Origin of the sequence: Luteibacter anthropi (genome assembly GCF_011759365.1) — a bacterium.
Classification (GTDB): domain Bacteria; phylum Pseudomonadota; class Gammaproteobacteria; order Xanthomonadales; family Rhodanobacteraceae; genus Luteibacter; species Luteibacter anthropi.
In genome coordinates this window covers 63,881-80,322 of record NZ_JAARLZ010000011.1, presented here as the reverse complement: position 1 = coordinate 80,322, position 16,442 = coordinate 63,881, and the positions used below count along the sequence as shown (strand labels likewise).

The window sequence follows — 16,442 nt, the reverse complement described above, 5'->3', positions numbered from 1 at the left end:
CAAAGGGCCAACCAGCCCCATGACCCGCCTGCGCCCCCTCCTTCTATCCATCCTCCTGGTCGTCCTGTGCATCGGCGTGTTCGCCCCGCTGACCCAGGCTTTCGCCGGCCACTACTGGCTCCACGCCACCGCACTGCTGATGGGCCTGACGACCTGGCTGTGGAACCTCGTCGCCGAAACGAAAATCAGACCCGTAAGCCGCCTCCAGCGCACTGGGTCATCGGTATGCCTATAGACCTATAGCTGGCCCAAGGACGGCAGGCTAGCCTTTGCCAGGGGACAAAGCAGGCTGTGGAACACACGGGCGCACGCAAGAGGCCACGCCCCCAATCATGCTTCCCCTTATCCAGCCAGCCACTTAGCGCGGAGCAACGCCATGTTTGGTCAACGTGTTCTCGTCATCTACGCAGGCGCACTCACCGTCCTGCTCGCCGCATCGCTGTACAGTGGATTCCTCAGGATCCACACCGATACTGCCGACGAGATCAACGTGCACCGCATCAACATCCGCGAATCCGACGGCACGCTGCGGATGGTCATCTCAAACAGCTCACGACTGCCCGGCGTCATCGTCAAGGGCAAGGAAGAACCCAAGGTCGATCGCCCTCAGGCCGGCATGATCTTCTTCAACGACGAAGGCACCGAAAACGGCGGTCTTATCTTCGGTGGAAAGCGGCTGCCGAATGGCGATGTGGTCAGTTCAGGTGGGAGCCTGTCGTTCGACCGGTATGGCGCCAACCAGGTTGTCCAGCTTATCGGCGTTGACGACAAGGACGACAGCATGGCGGGACTGGCGGTATCGGATAGCCACGAAGACGGCCAGGGTGCCCGGCGACTGTGGGCAGGCCGCGCCGATGATGGCGCGTCTCAGCTGGCCCTGATGGATGCTGCCGGGAAAAAGCGCATCCAGCTCAAGGTATCCGCCAGTGGTGAGGCCCAGATCGCGTTTCTTGATGCGGATGGGAAGGTATCCCGGGCCATTCAAGGCGATGCCGCTACATCAGCAGACACTGCTTCCCACGGCAAACCCTAGTTCTGGATGAACGTTATAGCGCGCCATCAACGTGACGGCAGCGCATGCCGTGACGTTCATGCTGGACAAGCCAGACCTTGCGTACGTCACCATCGCCGGCAAGCGCAGGGCCGTGGAGAAAATCATCCAGTATCCCGACTACGCGGCTTCGACCACGGGTTGGAAAGCGTTGTTCGACGCCATGAAGACCAGCAGCCCGACGGAATGGAAACCCCGCTACGACACGGCGATGTCTTCCATGCATGACATCGCACTGCTGAAACTGAAAGATCCCGTGACCGATATTGCCCCGCTACCGTTCTATCGCGGAAGCGCCGAAACAGGGCAAGTGGTCGAGCTATACGGGGCCGGCGCTACAGGCACGTCAACAGGCGTGCCAGACGAGGCACAACATCGGGGCCAGCTTCGCCGGGCGCAGAGTCGCGTTACACGTGCTGACGAACCGTGGATCCGCTACACCTTCGATTGCGGTGCCGATGCGTTACCTCACGAAGGCGTCATTGCAGGAGGCGACAGCGGCGGGCCGGTCGTCATGATGCAATCAGGCAAGCCCGTGCTGGTAGGTCTTGCGCATGGACTGGATGGATCACTGAAAGACATCGAACAGACAAAAGACGGCACGTTCCGCCTCGGCGTCTGTGGCCAGACGTCTGCCAGCACACGAGTGGCGTTCTATGCGGACTGGATCAACAGGACGATGGCGCAATGATGACCCGGAAAGACGGATCATCCATCATGCCCCCTGATCGTCTTGCCGACATCAAACCGGCATCGCCACATTGGCGACCAACGTTTTCAAATCGGAACCACGCTACTCAGGGCATTCGTCATGACATGACGCATCTGCTCGAATGACAAGCCCGCGCCCTGCCCCGTGAGGAGAAGAAATTCAATCGCTACTCCGCTCAACACGGTGTTTCGATTCAACGCCCCCCATACCAGGCGCTCCATCTCGATATCCACGGGGTCGGTTCCCGCCGGATAACGCTTTCCTACTCGTTTTGCGAGATCCAGAATCCATTTATCGGCTTCGTCGCCATCTCCTGCCGAAAGGTATCGACGGGCCGCCGCCAACGCACATTTCTGAGATGTCGTAAGCGATTCATGTATCACATCACAAAAAGCGATGGCCATCGTCGGCACGGTATGGAAGTCATTCGATACGTCAAGGCTATCCAGCACCTCGTCGATACGAGCGACGAGTTGTGAAGGATTTTCGGGGTCGATATTCGTCGAACTCATGCAATGATCACTTTGGTGATACCCGTTTGAACCCCATATCCTCCGGCAGGATGGACATGGTTGCATGCCTCTCTCGCTCACCTGCATGCAGGGGACAAATGCAACCAATTTTCAGTGATTCGCCCTTCGCTTCCTTCTATCCATGGCCACCCGAAGCGCCACCAGCACCTGGGCCAACGCGCCCCAGAAAAGAAACACCTTCCAGATGGCCCCGTAACCCGGGTAGATGAGTACGACAATCATCGTCATGCATGCAGCCCAGAGCATGGCCATTAATTCGTGAAAAATTATCAACTTAAACATATCCGCACAGCTCGTGCCGTGAGCCACGACGTGAATGCAGTTCAGAAACCATCAGCCTATGCGTGCGTCGGAGAATACGCTTCGTCACCGAAGCGGCCTGACCTTCGGTCAACCCAATTAGGATAACGTCACCGCTATCCCAGTAAACGATCTCAAACTTTGCTCCGGCAATCTGAGGTCTGGCATCGGCATCCCAGACAGATGCATCTCCGTCTGCCCAGGGTTGTACTTCGATATTCGGTCGCATACCAGCTGGAAATGCGTCGAAAACTCCCCAGTAGATGTCGACTGGATCGTTAGCGAATCGGCTCGCCAATTCGTCGCCACTGAACCATCCCTGCCCTGATCCGGCGTCCCAGGGCGCTGCTTCGACATTGGCGATATGCCAGTCAAAATCTGTCACAGATACGCCAATGACACCAACGATCCGAGGAAGATCAGGAAGAAAACCTCCGCTGATAACGACGTTCATTATAAGTGGCCTTTTGATCGACTAAATGACAGGTGCTTGTGGAGTACTCGGTAACGGCCCTGCAGGGCCGCGTCAGCGAAACGTGATTGATCACAGCCCCTTCCCAGCAGAACGAAGGACGGACAGCTGCCGCCCTCTCTGGTTTCGTCGTGCAATACGGCCCCACTCCCCCCGATTGCATACCTCGCCTGCGATGCCGTGCTTCATGGATGCCGATCTCGGCATCACATTCGACACGGCATGCGGCGTGATGAGATTAAGAGACATACCGCGTAGGTGTCAGCTGAGCTTTGTGTAAGCCTTCACTGACAAATTCGAAATTTACTGCCGTTATGGCAGCACATCATAAGCGCCCCTTGAGTATCGAAATATCATTCGATTCAAGCGCAAGAAAATGGATCATATCGACCAACTTGTCCGGCTCAGCACAACGGAGCGATAGGCGCTTTTGCGAGCATCCATCGCGGATGAGATCCGCTCTCATCGCTCCGACTGGTCGCGCGCAAGGCGCGCTCCTACACGAGCGGGGGAGCGTTTTCGATATTCACCTGCTCCGCCAGGAAATCCAGAAACGCGCGCACTCGCAGGGGAAGATGTCCACCCTGCCCCACATACACCGCGTGTATTTCTTCCAGGTCTCCGGGATTGTGATCTTCAAGCACCGCTTCAAGCCGCCCGGCTGCCATGTCGTCGCGGACCTGAAACGCCGCCATTCGGGCAAGACCAACCCCTGCCACCGCCAACCGACGCAGTGCTTCCCCGTCACTCGCCTGCACGTTACCCGTGGGCGGAATGACGATATCCGTACCCATCTCCCGGAACGGCCACCCGGATTGCACGCGCGCATACGTCGCGGACAAGCGGTTATGGTCATGCAGCTCATCCAGCGTCGTGGGCCTGCCGTGTTGCGCCAGATAATCTGGTGAGCCAACCACCACCATCCGGGTGACGCCCAGTCGCCTTGCGATGAGATTGGAGCTTTTGAGCGGCCCGGCACGTACGGCCACATCGGTGCGCTGCTCAAGAATATCGACGACCTCATCGGTCAGCACGATGTCCAGGGCAATGTCCGGATAACGCGCCAGGAAATCAGGGATGAGCGGCAGCAGGAAGTGATGACCGAAGGGCACATTGGCATTCACCCGCAGGCGACCGCGTGGCACCTGCTGTGCCCCCGCGCAACGTTCCGCCTCGTCGAGATCGGCCAGCACACGAACGCCACGCTCGTAGAACGCGCAGCCCTCGGACGTGAGCAGCACCTGTCGCGTCGACCGGTTCAACAGGCGTGAGCCCAGGCGCTGCTCCAGCCGCGTGACCAGCTTGCTCACCGCCGACGGGGTCATGCCGGACACCCGGGCAGCCGCCGAGAAGCCTCCCAGCTCCACGACGCGCACGAACACTTCCAGCTCCCGGATGCGGTTGATATCCGTGCCTGCCATGACGCCCCCGATGAATTCATTTCACAAATGCTATTCCGGCGGCCAGTCTATTCCAGAGCCAACCTGCGCTGCACCATGGGTCATCTTTTGATTGAGACCCCTTCCATGTCCCACCCAGGCTCTTCGCTGCAACGGGTGTTTCTCGCTACCTCGACCCTCGTGACGGCCACCGCTTCGGCGGCAGACAGCCTGCCGACATCGCCTCACGCCTGGGTGGCCACGTGGCAGGCCAGTCCACAGCCCGTGTGGGCCGCCGATTTCCTGTTTCCCACTAATGTTCCCGCCATCCTGCACGACCAGACCGTGCACCAGACGGCGCGAATAAGCCTGGGCGGCGAACGGATGCGGCTGGTGTTCTCCAATGCCTACGGCACCGAGCCGCTCATACTCGGGCCTGTTACCGTCGCACGGGAACCGCAAGGTGACGCTCCGGCAGCTCCGCAGCCGGTAACCTTCGGCGGAAACATCACCGCCAGCATTCCGCCGGGCGCGTCGCTTATCAGCGATGCGGTGAACATGCGCGTTCCGTCGCTTGCCCGTATTGTCGTCAATACGTATCTCCCCGCATCCACTCCCGTACGAACTTTCCACTGGGATGGCCGGCAGACGAGCTGGATCGTCGCGGGCGACCAGACAAAAGCCAGAGCCTTCGACAAGACCACACCTCACGCCATCACGACGACCGCACGGCTACTGCTGAGCGGCATCCAGGTCGATGGCACTGCCACTGCATCGACGATCGCCATCATCGGCGACTCGATCACCGATGGTGCAACGGCCAGCCTCGATACCGATCACCGCTGGCCGGACTATCTGGCCGCCCGGCTGGCACCGCATGGTGTGGCCGTCATCAATGCAGGGATTTCCGGTGGCCGCCTGCTATCCGACGGCATGGGCGTGAATGTGCTGGCGAGACTCGACCGCGACGTACTGGCGCAACCCGGGATCAAGAGCATCATCGTCCTGATCGGCATCAACGATATCGCGTGGCCGGGGACGGCATTCGCCCGCACCGACCGGCGCCCCACGCTAACCACGTTGACCAGCACATACAGGCAGCTGGTGGAGCAGGCCCATGCCCGGGGCCTGCGCGTGATGGGAGCCACCCTGACACCGTTCGAAGGGGCGTTGCCGGATACGCCACTGAGCGATTATTACCAGGCGGACAAGGACGCATTGCGCCAGCAGGTCAATGCGTGGATTCGTGAGAGTGGCACGTTCGATGCCGTGGTGGATTTCGATGCGGTGCTACGCGACCCGGGGCACCCGAAACGTCTGGCGGTGTCTTATGACTCGGGCGACCATTTGCACCCGGGTGACGAGGGTAATCGTGCCATGGCGGATGCCGTGATACTGGATGCGCTCTTACCCCCCCGCCCGTAGCGAGACAATACCTCCCGGACGACCACTCCCTGTAGGAGCGCGCCTGCGCGCGACCGCTTTTCGCGCTGAACAGGTCGCGCGCAAGGCGCGCTCCTACAAGAGCCGGGTAAATCCATTGGTCGTGGGCAATCTCGGGTAGCCTTAGCTTCACCCGGCCCCCGAAGGATGACGCCATGTCCCAGCACGATCTTTACGAACGCTTCCTGGCCCTGCACCAGCGGCCGAATGCCTTTGTCATGCCCAATGCATGGGACGGTGGCTCCGCGCTGTTCATGAAGGAGGCCGGCTTTGAATCGCTCGGCACGTCCTCTGCGGCGCTTGCTGCATCCCTGGGACGTGTCGACGGCCGCCACACCGTCAGCCGTGAAGAACACCTGGCCCACGCGCAGCTACTGACCCGGATCACAGGACTGCCCGTCAATGGTGATTTCGAGGACGGCTACGGCGACACACCCGATGACGTGGCCGCCACCGTGAAGGCGGCGATCGATGCCGGCCTTGCTGGCATTGGCATCGAAGACACCTCGGGGAATCCCGGCAAACCCATCCGCGATTTCGATGAGGCCGTGGCCCGCGTCGCTGCCGCAGCCAAGGTAGCCAAAGGGAAGATCGTACTTACGGGTCGCACGGACAATTATCTCCATGGTCGTCCCGACCTCGACGACACGATCCGCCGCCTCACCGCTTTTGCCGACGTCGGCGCCGATGTCCTTTACGCCCCGTATCCGTCGGACATGAGTCATGTGGTGGCTATCGTGAAGGCCGTGGCACCCAAGCCGGTCAACCTTGTGGTAGGCACGATGGCAGGCACGGTTCCACTGGCCGAGCTACAGGCCGCAGGCGTAAAGCGCGTGAGCATGGGCGCATCGCTCTACATGCGCATGCTTGGCGACCTGCGCCGGGCGATGGAACAGCTGAAGGCCGGTGACCTTGCGAAGGGTGCCGAGGGTGCGAGTTTCGGCGAACTGGTGAAGCTGCTTACGGCCGCACCTGAAGCCTGAGCCCCGCCTATTTTCGTAGAAATGGGTACGTTGAGCAGCATCCCAGTGGCCATCGATTTTTTAAGACATCTGCTTCTTCGGCCAGGGAAGGTCGCACGATCGTCATTCGCGGGGAAGCAGGCCGCTACTCGCCCAGCTCGTCGATCCCGTCAGCTTCAAATGCAGATCGGATGGCTTCCAGTATCCGGGCAGCTCGACGTTCGTCTCCGAGCTTTGGATACTGCTTTCTTAGCTTCCCTGAGATCATCCATCCATTCTCCTTCACCGAACGGATGATGCGATGAGCATCTTGATCGGGCATCTCAGCAACCTCCTTGAGGTTCTCCATTGCTCGCTGAAAAACCATCAACACCCTGGCTTCCTCGGCCATCTCTGACCGAACCGTGTGTGCAACGAGGCGAGCGGTATATTGCACATGCTCGGTCAGGTCAGGATATCGCCATGCAGATCGCGCATCGCCATAGTCATCGAAGATGAAATTACTCGGCGTGCCGTCTTCATAGGTAACTAGCTCACCAAAACGATAGGACGTCCCATACCGCCGCATGAACGGACGGGAGAATACTTCCAGTGCGCTATCGTAGCCTGAGCGGAACGCGGCAGAGCTGGTGATGGTGGCGGACACCGGTAGAATCACTCCATCTGGCAACGCCTTGTCGCGAACCAGTGTGTCGTTGATCAGGAACCGATGGAGCCGCCCGTTGCCATCCCGCATCGGGTGAATGTACACAAATCCGAACGCGAGCACAGCGGCGCGCGCCAGTGATTCGGCTCCTTTCGTTACCTGCTCGAACACAGCCAGGCCCTCAAGCATCGATGCAACGTCGTCGAAATGCGGTGCTATGTAGTGCACGATATTTTCCCGCATCGTGGCCTGGCCTACGAAGACGGGGGAGCGCCGCAAGCCGAGCCCGAATGCTTCATGACCCAGGATCCCTGCTTGCAACGTATGCAGGCTTTCGTTGCTCAGTGGATCTTTGATATGGCCGCAATGCTGGGCGATGACGTGCGCAAATCGCTGGATGCGATCTGCCTGATCAGCTTCTTTCTCAATCAGAAAGCTCGCGCGTGATTCCTTGAAGGTCAACCAACTGGCAGCGCGCAGGAGAACATCGGCGCCATAGGTACGGTCCAACTCATTCAACTCGGCGCCGAGATCGAATTGCAGTGCCTCCTGGACAACCGGTGTGCGGCGAACCACGGCACAGAATTCCCTTGTTCCGGGCAGGTTGTTGTTGATGCGCCAGCGGCGCGCGCGCACAGACTCTGTGCGAACCAGATACTGATCTGCTGGCAGGGCGTCGACGTAGCCGCCGTTCGTTACGTCCGGGACATCCAGTGCATGACCGGTCAGCCACTCGTAGAAGAAACCCGTGCGGCGGGCGTACTGACCGAAAGGCTCCTTCCTGCACCAGGCCTCGATCGGCTGAGGGCCAACCACGGCGAACAAGCGTGCAAAGAATTCCAGATGGACATCTTCGTACTTGAGGCCGAACTCGAAATGACCGGCAAAATCATCGCTTGGGCGGTACGCCGCGGGATAGCGATTCTCGACCTGCCCCCCGATGTCGCGGCTCATGCGGCTTGCGCCGATCGTGGAGTCGACGCGGAGGGGTTGTACCGGTGAAATGCCGTACTGCACGGCGAGCGCCTTGAAGCCGACCTGCATGGTGGAAATCCTTTAACCAGATCTCAAAAATGCTAATTTTCAGGCAATCGTATACCAAAACGTTATCGAGCACCGAATCTCTTCAAAACGTTAACCATCACCCTAAAACGCTAAAAAAATCGAATATTCATGAAAAAACGCTAAAATACGTCGAAAAACCGGAACGCCTAAGAAGCCCAGCGGCGGCCCACCAACGACTTGTCCCCACGGCCGGGCGGCTGATTGCGCCGCTGACCGCCGTCGTCGATCGGTTCGGCCGTGCCCGGGACATGCCCGGATTGTCGAAGTCTCTTCGCATCACGGCGATGTTGTCCGGGGTGAACCATGGGCACGGCCTACCCGCTGGCCGAACTACGCGCTCAGGGATGCCCACAAGTGCATGCTCGCCAGGCTTCGCCACGGCGAATACCGGGCCATCAAGCGGGCGGTGCCGGTGGCATCCGGGCGTTCTGGCATCTGATGCAGCCGATGCAGGGCCGTTGCCAGACCGCTATCCCCTACCGGTGCCGCATCGCCGAATCCCGTACGCATCAAGACATACCGCGCGGTCCAGACGCCGACGCCGTGCTGGGCCGTGAGTGCGGCTTCCGCATACACCGCCGATCCATCGACGAGACCTTCGATGTCCAGCTCGCCGGCTGCAATGGATTGGGCGACGTCCAGTAGATACTTTGTCTTGGAGCGGGAAAATCGGCGGCTCGTCAGGTCGGACGCATCCAGCCCGGCCACGCGTTCCGGCGTGGGATGGACATACATGTCGCCGACTTTTTCCCCTGCCAGCAAGATGAGATCGCGTCGCAGGCTACCCGCGAAACTCACGTTGATCTGCTGACCCATGATGGCCCACGCCAGCGCATCGAACGCACTGGGTATGAGGGTGACACGCAGGCCGCGGCGCATGCCCACCAACTCGGGATGGGCGGCCTCGAACCGGCTGATGTCCGTGCCCAGGCCGAGGATCTTGAGTGCATCACGGTGCAGCTTGGCCATGCTTTCCGGCCCTACCGGCCGCTTGCCTTCTACCGTGATTCTGGCCGCGCCGCGCTGTAGATGAATTTCCATCACCACCGGGCCATCGGGAGTCGACAGCGCTTTCCACACCCGGCTGTCGTCGCTGCGCTCGGCGATCCCTTCCGGGTCACGTCCCTGGTAGGCCAATACATAGGCGGTCTGGTAGTCCGCCGGCAACTGGATTGTGAATCCCTGCTTGCTCCCAAGCTTGCGGTAGTCCTGCGGAGACATGGCCATGTGTGCGCTGAACACACTTTTGTAAACCGCTTCATCAGCGAAGCCCGCGGCGGTGCCTGCTGCCGACACGGAAGTACCTGCGCCAATGAGCGCTCGTGCCGCGAACCGCGAGCGTTCGCGATCCAGCCATTCGGCGGCGGTCAGATGCGCATGATCGCCCACCAGCACTTCCAGTCGCTCAGGCGTGGCTCCGATCACTTCGGCCAGGGCCGCGCCATTCACGACAGATGCCGGCCTCCGCGCCAGAAGTGCGGCGAGTTGGTGGTATTCGCCGAGCCCGTTGCCGTGCGTCGCGTAGTAGCGATCCGGCTTGCACACCTTGCAGGCCTTGAGGCCGGCAGCCTTGGCCTGCGCCTCCGAGGCGAAGGTCACCAGATCATCCTTGCGACGCATGGGCACGGTGCAGGATGGCAGATTGTATGTGCCCGCCGAAAGCGAACCCATGAGGAATTGGCCATCGAGGTCGCCCTTGCGGGCGGCCTTTCGGTCCCAGTGCATGGTGTGTTCCGTGGTCATAGTCGCGGGAAAAGGCGTAAACAGCCCCATACACTACGCGCGCCACAGCCCGACGCAATAGTCGCGACATACCCGGTATTCGAAAGCCCTGTAGGAGCGCGCCTGCGCGCGACCGGTTTTCGCGCTGAACCGGTCGCGCGCAAGGCGCGCTCCTACAAGGGGACGATGTCGTTCATGGCAGGCAAAAAAGCACCTCCAAACACCACAACCACAATGACCTGCATCACTGCGCCCCCAATGCAACCTGCGCATCCCATATAAGCCTCACCTTCGCCTGCGCCACACATTGCTCGCTCATACGCGTCAACAATGTACTCGCACCCAGCAACCGAATCAGATGCCGGCGATTCGGCACATCCAGATCGACAAAACACTCGGCAAGCACTTCATTGATGCCTTCCGCATACGCAAGCCATTCGGCTGAATCGTCCAACAGGGCATCCAGGCCAGCCTGCGGATCGAGGACATAACTGCCCTCCCCCAGCCGACCCAGGTCGTTCGGTATATTCATTGAGATATCTCCCCGGGGGCGCCCGGACCCGAGGTGTGGCACGTTTGCAGCCGTGCCACACCCCGGAGTACGCCTCTCGACGCACCCCTCATCGCTCGGGTGACAAGCGCTGGCTCCCGTGCCTCCCCTATCGGGAAGCGACCGGCTCAGCGCAGTGAATCGGCATCAGGCGACCCCATCCGCCCACACGGCAACGCGCCGGATGGCAACGGCAAGGCAAACACAAGCAGGAGATCGCCGGAGCGCCGAGGCGCGTCAGCTGCGTCCGGAAGGACTCCGGGCCGGGCGATGGTCGTCAGGGGGAATGCCGCGTCCAAGCGGTGGACACGGGAATGACGTAGACTTCGACATTGCTTCAGCCTTCTTGTGTAAGGTTGAGGAAGTGGCCGTTCGGGTGTTCTAGCACCCGGGCGGCTGCGCTTATCACCCATAGGGTGAGCGTGGTTGCCTGTGCTTCTTCTTCGCATCCGATCCACAGGCAACGAGATGAAACGTATCAGATTGATTCTGTAATGTCTGTAGGTGTGCGAGAGATTTGCAACTGATCGTTGTGTTTTTTCTCGGATGCACGACGGCGTGTATAGCTTCGCAACACCGCCGGAAGAATTGCCACCATTTCGGCAAAAAAGTAAAAACTGCTGAAGCCGCGCCCTCGTTTTCATGTGATATACGGCGCCACGGAGGCTCCCGCATCTGGGCTATCCTTTAGCCACTCCCATCGGAATGAGATGCCATGCCACGGACCTCCACCTTGGCTCTTGCCGCGCTCCTGATTTGGCCCATGCTGACCTTCGCCGCCTCGAACGCGACGGCACCTGCGGAAGTTAACTCTGCGACGCCTAAAGGCAGCCGCCTTATCGCATTCGTATCAAGCGGCGACCAGCCCGATGCCGATGCAGTAGCCATTTTTGAAGGGAACACGGACAAAGCAGGGAGTCGCTATCGCACCCTGATTGCCTTCGGCAAAAAGAATGGCGTTTTTCAACAGGACTTCACTAGCGACAAGCTCATTGCCTGCTCTTTGTGCAGTCAATTCCATGACGATCCTTTCCGCCCCAGGCATGTGAAGGTCACCCAGGGTCATATCCATATTGACCAGTTCGATAGTGGCGAGAAGCCGTCGTCCACCATCATCGACCTCAATCGTCAGAATGGTGTATGGCACGTCACCAGTGCGACACGAAATACGGTCGTTGCCGGACGCGAAGACGAGCGCAAAGAGGACCTCCGCCTCCCGCCCTCTGGCTTGGCGAAGGACATGGATGCCCGATGGTCCATCCCCGTCTTCCTCAATACCATTGTCGTCAACAAGAACACGGGAAAATTTTCCTTTATCCACCGCAGCCCCAATGAACAGGCTGTGTGGGAGTCACTCAAAGGCGAATGCATGAAGGACGATTGTACTGTCCTCGTTCAACAGGGTGACGGCTGCATCTCGCTGGTAAAGGACGCAGCAGGCCGTTCGTATGGAGGATCCGTTTCCGATACAGACGATGAAAAGGGAGCGGCTGCGCGGGCCATAGCCGCTTGCCAGTCAGGGGGTGGCAATGCGTGCAAGGAAGTCCGCACGGATTGCAGCAAGGGCATATGAAATTGCTTAGGTAATAACCTGGAGAGAATATGGACGTTGTATCGAATAAGAAGATCAGCCGACTTGTCGCCACACAGGGCATGACGCGAGTCTATGAAATGGATGACGGCACATGGACCACCGCCCGGGAAGGAACCGTCGCGTGGCGAAACAACAATCCGGGCAACCTCAAATTCGAGTTCCATGGTAGTGCAGATAAAAGCGTCCAGTCGAAACGAGGAAAGGACGAGGCACTGGACGATGCGCAAAGGCGATACAAAGGTGTTGTAGACCTCGATCAGTGGGGCAATGCGGTCTTCGAATCCTATGAAGCTGGCCGGCAGGCGCAGAAGAAGCTGGTGACGGATAGCCATGGTGATCATACCGTCGAGGAGCTGGTAAAAGGCTATTCCAAGGCAGACTATTCGGGTAAGACCCATCACACGAATCAGGTGGCGACTATCTATGCGACAGCCGATGCAGAGGGCTTCGATCTCCGCGGCAAGATAGTCAGAGATATGACGATCGATGAAAAGAATGCGCTTCTCGACGGCATAGCAAGAGCGGAACACTGGAAAGCTGGAACGACACAGCATACCGACCCGCTTACCGACGATCAGCTCAGGGAGGCGCTGCATGCCTCTGCCTTACCATCCAACCATGTCCGCAAGGAAACGAGTGCAGCCTCCAATGTTCACCGCCAGGGAGATAAAGGTGAGGCAGTAGGCCGCCTTCAGGAAGACCTCGCAACCCTGAATATCCGAGCACATGATGGGTCTTCCATTCGTTCGGATCAGCATTTTGGTCCGAAGACCAAGGAAGCAGTCGAGGCATTCCAGTCCGCTCACGGACTCCATGTCGATGGAGTGGCGGGGCCAGCAACCCTTGCCTCCATTGCGAAGGCAAAATCGGAAGCCCAAGTCCAGAGTCCGCTGGCCGCGGAAACGAAGGCGAGCGCACCATCGTTACTCGACACTCATCATCCTGCCCATGGCATTTACGAGCAGGCCTTTCAATGTGTATCTCGTATAGATGCTGAGCGAGGACAAGGCCCAGGAGCCCATACCCAGATGTTCGCTGGCGCCCTGACCTCGGCAGCCACAGCCTCGGGATTCAAGCGGATCGATCATGTGATCCTATCGGATGACGCCAGTAGAAGCTGGGCGGTCCAGGGAGATCTGACGTCCCCGTTCAAGCAGTACACGGAGGTCGATGTCATGAAGGCTATTCAAACACCGCTTCAGCAGAGCAGCCAAGAAGCAGCCGAGCACCTCCAAGCGAATGTTCAGAACCAGCAACAAGCACAAACCCAGCAACAGTCCATGCAGCATGACGCCATGCAGCAGCTGACCCAGCAAGGATCTTCTCTGAGTAGATAAGCCGGAACCAGTTACGCCAACCAGGCCAGCATGTAGCCACCATTATCGGTGTATTCCGTGCCCGATGCGATTTAAGCCAAGTCGAACTGCCCTTCAAGAACGCGGGACAACACCAAGCGCAAGAGCCCCTATGCCCAGTACCGCTGACAAACCATCCAGCACATGGCGACGAAGAAAGCGCCTTCGCATCGCTAGCGACTGCGCCTTGGCCGGACGAATACGCTTTCCATCGTGCGGACGAATGAACTGTGTGAGCCTAAGCAAATGGTCGAAGTGAAACAACGGATAGAAAGCCAGGTCCAGCATCTCACTATATACACAAGCGGTGCACTGCACCTCATTCAATGTACGTTGAAACGTGCAAGCTTCTATTCGAACAATGACTCAGTGATTTCAATCTTTCCATATCTCCCCGCCCCAAGATCAAGGGCTGACTGGCCGCATGCTCCGGAGGGAAACTCGAGCTACATTATGTGTAGTTGATCCCGCCATCCAGGCTAGCTCAACGGCGTAACTATCAACATTTCTTATTCATTTACTTTCTCTGCGACGCTCATCGCACGAACCGCCAATCTCATAATAGACCCTCTCAGACTGACCGTCGTCGCAGCCAACTCTAAGGAGTACAAACCGCACGCTCATCAGCCTCGCTACATGCGCCCCTCAAGTACGTCCATCATGAGGCACATATGGTGAACCATCTGAAGTTTTTTATTTGTCGGCAGACCTGGGAATGCCGATGCACGCGCCAAGCGCGCGAACTCACGCAAAGCAGCGTTGTCGCCGAATTCATTCGGCCGAGCTCTCACGGCGCGATTCAATTTGCGCGCCGCGTCCACAAATTTACTGGCAACATCGCCCTTGTCTTTGGTGATATCCGTGGACACAAAATGCTCGACCCACACGTCGCGGTCTTCGGGCTCGACATAGGTTGCGTGGATCGCCACTGCATGCGGCGTTGCTCCACCGTCTTTGAATTGACTGCCCACGCACAAGTAATCGGCGACCCCAGCGATCTGTTCGGGCACACCGTGGTGATGGCCGGTGAAAAACTCCGTCCCTGAGTAGTCAGCATTCCGGTCCAGCTTGACGAAGCAGTCGTGCAGTGCAACCACCTTCTCGCGTGGTAATTGCTGCCATCGTGCCTGAGGCACTTTGTCGACAGCTACGACGTGCCACTGAATCTGCTGCTGCCGGGAAAGCCATTGCATATCCACCCCCGTCAGCCGCCGCCCTGGGTAGACTACGGCCACCGAGCGTCCCGGAAACTGCTGCAAAAAGGCGGCAATCGATGGGCGAGGGTCATCCCATCGGCAAACCAAGGTCGGAACTATAGACGGCGTCGAATCGATAATGGGCCCGACTTCCTCCCACCATTCCGCTTGCGCTTGCTCCGTCTTCAACTGGTGCTTATCCGGATTCACCACCACGGCAAGCGACTGATCCGCATCGGCACACAACGCAATACATCGAAGCAAATCGCTCGAGCGCGCCATGAGCGGCTCAATCAATGGCAGAAGGCCACCTCGATCACGCTCATCTTCCAACATCATGCGCACAGCCAGCAGTTCATACTGGCGCCCATACAAATACGGTAGATACATGGTGTCTTCCTGACTAGCGCCCCCTGCGCCGTATTACCCGAGACTATCGATTCAAGACAACGCCTTCAAGAGCCGCTGTCGTTGCACCCCAGACAACGGCGTCGCGTAGCCCAGAACACGCCAACTGGCGGGCAACTGGCGCACCCACGCCACGGTGTCCTGGTCCGTCGTCCGAGCGCGGAGCGCTTCCTTAGTAATGCGGTGTGCTTCGGCAACCGGCAACGTTTGCCATAGGTGGAAGAAGTGCTGAAACTGACGCCCATTGGCCAGTTTAGGCTGCGGACCGAAGTGCGCTTCCAACGCCGCGCGGTACTCCGCACTTCTCAGCAATCGAAAAAGCACCGAAGGATCCAACCGGTCCGTATCGGCAAAGGGCGCGCGTACCTCGGTCAGGGAACCGCTGGCAGATAGGGTCATTACGCCGACGCGCTCATCCAGCACCGTGAGATAGCGCTCAATCAACTGAGGGTGGGTGACGACGATCACGCGCTCGAAGGCACGCAGATAATCAGGCGTCTGGCTGACTAGACGACGGTGGCTGTCCAGTTCAGTCTTGATTTCGTAAGCGGTGGAGTGCCCGTTATAAACCGCTAAATCCACGATAGATCGGCCCACCGGCAACTCTACGTGCAAGCTCGCCGTACGCGGACTGTGTCGACCGAACACGATCCGGTTAGTAATGGTCGATTTGTACACGTATTCGCACCGGTAGTGCTGGCGAAGCCCGTTCAACGCTTGGTCCAACACCTGGGCGAGGGAAAGGCCATCGGGTACTGGTAGTCCCGCAGCCTGAAGGCGACCGCGAACCCCTGCAGCGCATCCACGCTGCGCCACCTCGGCCAAAGTCGGGCGCGTGAATGCTTGCGCAATCTCCCGCCATTGAACGTGTGGTATCGCCGCATTGGCTCTTTCGGTGATCATCGCGGCATTGTCACCTAAGCCCCAACCCTTCACCAGTCGTGGCTCAATGCAATTTCGGAGCGCCATGTCCGATCCAGAATTTGAGCTAGCCTCGCGCTTCGCTCATGCCCCAGCTCCTCGTTTTGCCCTAACCACTTAATTAGAACAGAAG

16 protein-coding genes are annotated in these 16,442 nt (G+C 58.9%); 7 read left to right on the top strand and 9 right to left on the bottom strand.

Annotation, left to right across the window (positions count from 1 at the left end; genetic code table 11):
* Positions 1-19: 19 nt before the first annotated feature.
* The 3 genes from HBF25_RS17995 to HBF25_RS17985 all read left to right on the top strand — a co-directional run bounded on the left by HBF25_RS17995 (position 20) and on the right by HBF25_RS17985 (position 1,742).
* Positions 20-235, top strand: a complete 216-nt coding sequence (locus tag HBF25_RS17995; protein WP_166950876.1) for a hypothetical protein — start codon at positions 20-22, stop codon at positions 233-235.
* A gap of 141 nt (positions 236-376) precedes the next feature.
* Positions 377-1,033: a hypothetical protein gene (locus tag HBF25_RS17990; protein WP_166950873.1), complete on the top strand. Its 657-nt coding sequence runs from the start codon at positions 377-379 to the stop codon at positions 1,031-1,033.
* A 58-nt stretch (positions 1,034-1,091) separates the two neighbouring features.
* The gene (locus tag HBF25_RS17985) at positions 1,092-1,742 is read left to right on the top strand and encodes a trypsin-like serine protease (protein ID WP_243853308.1); all 651 of its coding nucleotides are present in this window, start codon (positions 1,092-1,094) and stop codon (positions 1,740-1,742) included.
* A gap of 86 nt (positions 1,743-1,828) precedes the next feature.
* Here HBF25_RS17985 and HBF25_RS17980 read toward each other — a convergent pair whose 3' ends face one another.
* The 4 genes from HBF25_RS17980 to HBF25_RS17965 all read right to left on the bottom strand — a co-directional run bounded on the left by HBF25_RS17980 (position 1,829) and on the right by HBF25_RS17965 (position 4,489).
* On the bottom strand, positions 1,829-2,275 hold the full coding sequence (locus HBF25_RS17980; RefSeq protein ID WP_166950867.1) for a hypothetical protein: 447 nt from the start codon (positions 2,273-2,275) through the stop codon (positions 1,829-1,831).
* 111 nt (positions 2,276-2,386) lie between these two features.
* Positions 2,387-2,542: a hypothetical protein gene (locus tag HBF25_RS17975; RefSeq protein WP_166950864.1), complete on the bottom strand. Its 156-nt coding sequence runs from the start codon at positions 2,540-2,542 to the stop codon at positions 2,387-2,389.
* 28 nt (positions 2,543-2,570) lie between these two features.
* A complete protein-coding gene (locus HBF25_RS17970) occupies positions 2,571-3,050 on the bottom strand; it encodes a hypothetical protein (protein ID WP_166950861.1) in 480 nt (159 codons plus the stop codon).
* Positions 3,051-3,565: 515 nt separating this feature from the next.
* Positions 3,566-4,489 (bottom strand): LysR family transcriptional regulator, encoded by a 924-nt coding sequence (locus tag HBF25_RS17965; protein WP_166950858.1) that lies wholly within the window; start codon positions 4,487-4,489, stop codon positions 3,566-3,568.
* Between the two features lie 126 nt (positions 4,490-4,615).
* Between HBF25_RS17965 and HBF25_RS17960 the strand changes: the two genes are divergently transcribed.
* Positions 4,616-5,872 (top strand): SGNH/GDSL hydrolase family protein, encoded by a 1,257-nt coding sequence (locus HBF25_RS17960; protein ID WP_425483508.1) that lies wholly within the window; start codon positions 4,616-4,618, stop codon positions 5,870-5,872.
* A 173-nt stretch (positions 5,873-6,045) separates the two neighbouring features.
* Positions 6,046-6,873, top strand: coding sequence for an isocitrate lyase/PEP mutase family protein (locus tag HBF25_RS17955; protein ID WP_166950852.1), 828 nt, complete (start codon positions 6,046-6,048; stop codon positions 6,871-6,873).
* A 124-nt stretch (positions 6,874-6,997) separates the two neighbouring features.
* Here HBF25_RS17955 and HBF25_RS17950 read toward each other — a convergent pair whose 3' ends face one another.
* The 3 genes from HBF25_RS17950 to HBF25_RS17940 form a co-directional block, all read right to left on the bottom strand.
* The gene (locus HBF25_RS17950; protein WP_166950849.1) at positions 6,998-8,542 is read right to left on the bottom strand and encodes a Fic family protein; all 1,545 of its coding nucleotides are present in this window, start codon (positions 8,540-8,542) and stop codon (positions 6,998-7,000) included.
* 351 nt (positions 8,543-8,893) lie between these two features.
* Complete coding sequence (locus tag HBF25_RS17945) at positions 8,894-10,288, bottom strand: DNA-3-methyladenine glycosylase 2 (protein WP_166950847.1); 1,395 nt, start codon at positions 10,286-10,288, stop codon at positions 8,894-8,896.
* Positions 10,289-10,529: 241 nt separating this feature from the next.
* Positions 10,530-10,817 carry a S1 domain-containing protein gene (locus HBF25_RS17940; protein ID WP_166950845.1) on the bottom strand — a complete coding sequence of 96 codons (288 nt, stop codon included), beginning with the start codon at positions 10,815-10,817 and terminating at the stop codon, positions 10,530-10,532.
* Between the two features lie 781 nt (positions 10,818-11,598).
* Between HBF25_RS17940 and HBF25_RS17935 the strand changes: the two genes are divergently transcribed.
* A complete protein-coding gene (locus HBF25_RS17935) occupies positions 11,599-12,408 on the top strand; it encodes a DUF4189 domain-containing protein (RefSeq protein ID WP_166950844.1) in 810 nt (269 codons plus the stop codon).
* A gap of 29 nt (positions 12,409-12,437) precedes the next feature.
* Positions 12,438-13,766, top strand: coding sequence for a peptidoglycan-binding domain-containing protein (locus HBF25_RS17930; protein WP_166950843.1), 1,329 nt, complete (start codon positions 12,438-12,440; stop codon positions 13,764-13,766).
* Positions 13,767-14,416: 650 nt separating this feature from the next.
* Here HBF25_RS17930 and HBF25_RS17925 read toward each other — a convergent pair.
* Complete coding sequence (locus tag HBF25_RS17925; protein WP_166950842.1) at positions 14,417-15,370, bottom strand: sce7725 family protein; 954 nt, start codon at positions 15,368-15,370, stop codon at positions 14,417-14,419.
* Between the two features lie 51 nt (positions 15,371-15,421).
* Positions 15,422-16,357: a sce7726 family protein gene (locus tag HBF25_RS17920; RefSeq protein ID WP_208392660.1), complete on the bottom strand. Its 936-nt coding sequence runs from the start codon at positions 16,355-16,357 to the stop codon at positions 15,422-15,424.
* Positions 16,358-16,442 lie beyond the last annotated feature (85 nt).

Excerpts from the sequence above, each read along its gene's own strand:
- HBF25_RS17930 (WP_166950843.1), top strand. The coding sequence starts at position 12,438 with ATGGACGTTGTATCGAATAAGAAGATCAGCCGACTTGTCGCCACACAG.
- HBF25_RS17920 (WP_208392660.1), bottom strand. The coding sequence starts at position 16,357 with ATGGCGCTCCGAAATTGCATTGAGCCACGACTGGTGAAGGGTTGGGGC.
- HBF25_RS17990 (WP_166950873.1), top strand. The coding sequence starts at position 377 with ATGTTTGGTCAACGTGTTCTCGTCATCTACGCAGGCGCACTCACCGTC.
- HBF25_RS17950 (WP_166950849.1), bottom strand. The coding sequence starts at position 8,542 with ATGCAGGTCGGCTTCAAGGCGCTCGCCGTGCAGTACGGCATTTCACCG.
- HBF25_RS17945 (WP_166950847.1), bottom strand. The coding sequence starts at position 10,288 with ATGCACTGGGACCGAAAGGCCGCCCGCAAGGGCGACCTCGATGGCCAA.
- HBF25_RS17995 (WP_166950876.1), top strand. The coding sequence starts at position 20 with ATGACCCGCCTGCGCCCCCTCCTTCTATCCATCCTCCTGGTCGTCCTG.
- HBF25_RS17970 (WP_166950861.1), bottom strand. The coding sequence starts at position 3,050 with ATGAACGTCGTTATCAGCGGAGGTTTTCTTCCTGATCTTCCTCGGATC.
- HBF25_RS17955 (WP_166950852.1), top strand. The coding sequence starts at position 6,046 with ATGTCCCAGCACGATCTTTACGAACGCTTCCTGGCCCTGCACCAGCGG.
- HBF25_RS17980 (WP_166950867.1), bottom strand. The coding sequence starts at position 2,275 with ATGAGTTCGACGAATATCGACCCCGAAAATCCTTCACAACTCGTCGCT.
- HBF25_RS17925 (WP_166950842.1), bottom strand. The coding sequence starts at position 15,370 with ATGTATCTACCGTATTTGTATGGGCGCCAGTATGAACTGCTGGCTGTG.
- HBF25_RS17935 (WP_166950844.1), top strand. The coding sequence starts at position 11,599 with ATGCTGACCTTCGCCGCCTCGAACGCGACGGCACCTGCGGAAGTTAAC.
- HBF25_RS17965 (WP_166950858.1), bottom strand. The coding sequence starts at position 4,489 with ATGGCAGGCACGGATATCAACCGCATCCGGGAGCTGGAAGTGTTCGTG.
- HBF25_RS17975 (WP_166950864.1), bottom strand. The coding sequence starts at position 2,542 with ATGCTCTGGGCTGCATGCATGACGATGATTGTCGTACTCATCTACCCG.
- HBF25_RS17985 (WP_243853308.1), top strand. The coding sequence starts at position 1,092 with ATGCTGGACAAGCCAGACCTTGCGTACGTCACCATCGCCGGCAAGCGC.
- HBF25_RS17940 (WP_166950845.1), bottom strand. The coding sequence starts at position 10,817 with ATGAATATACCGAACGACCTGGGTCGGCTGGGGGAGGGCAGTTATGTC.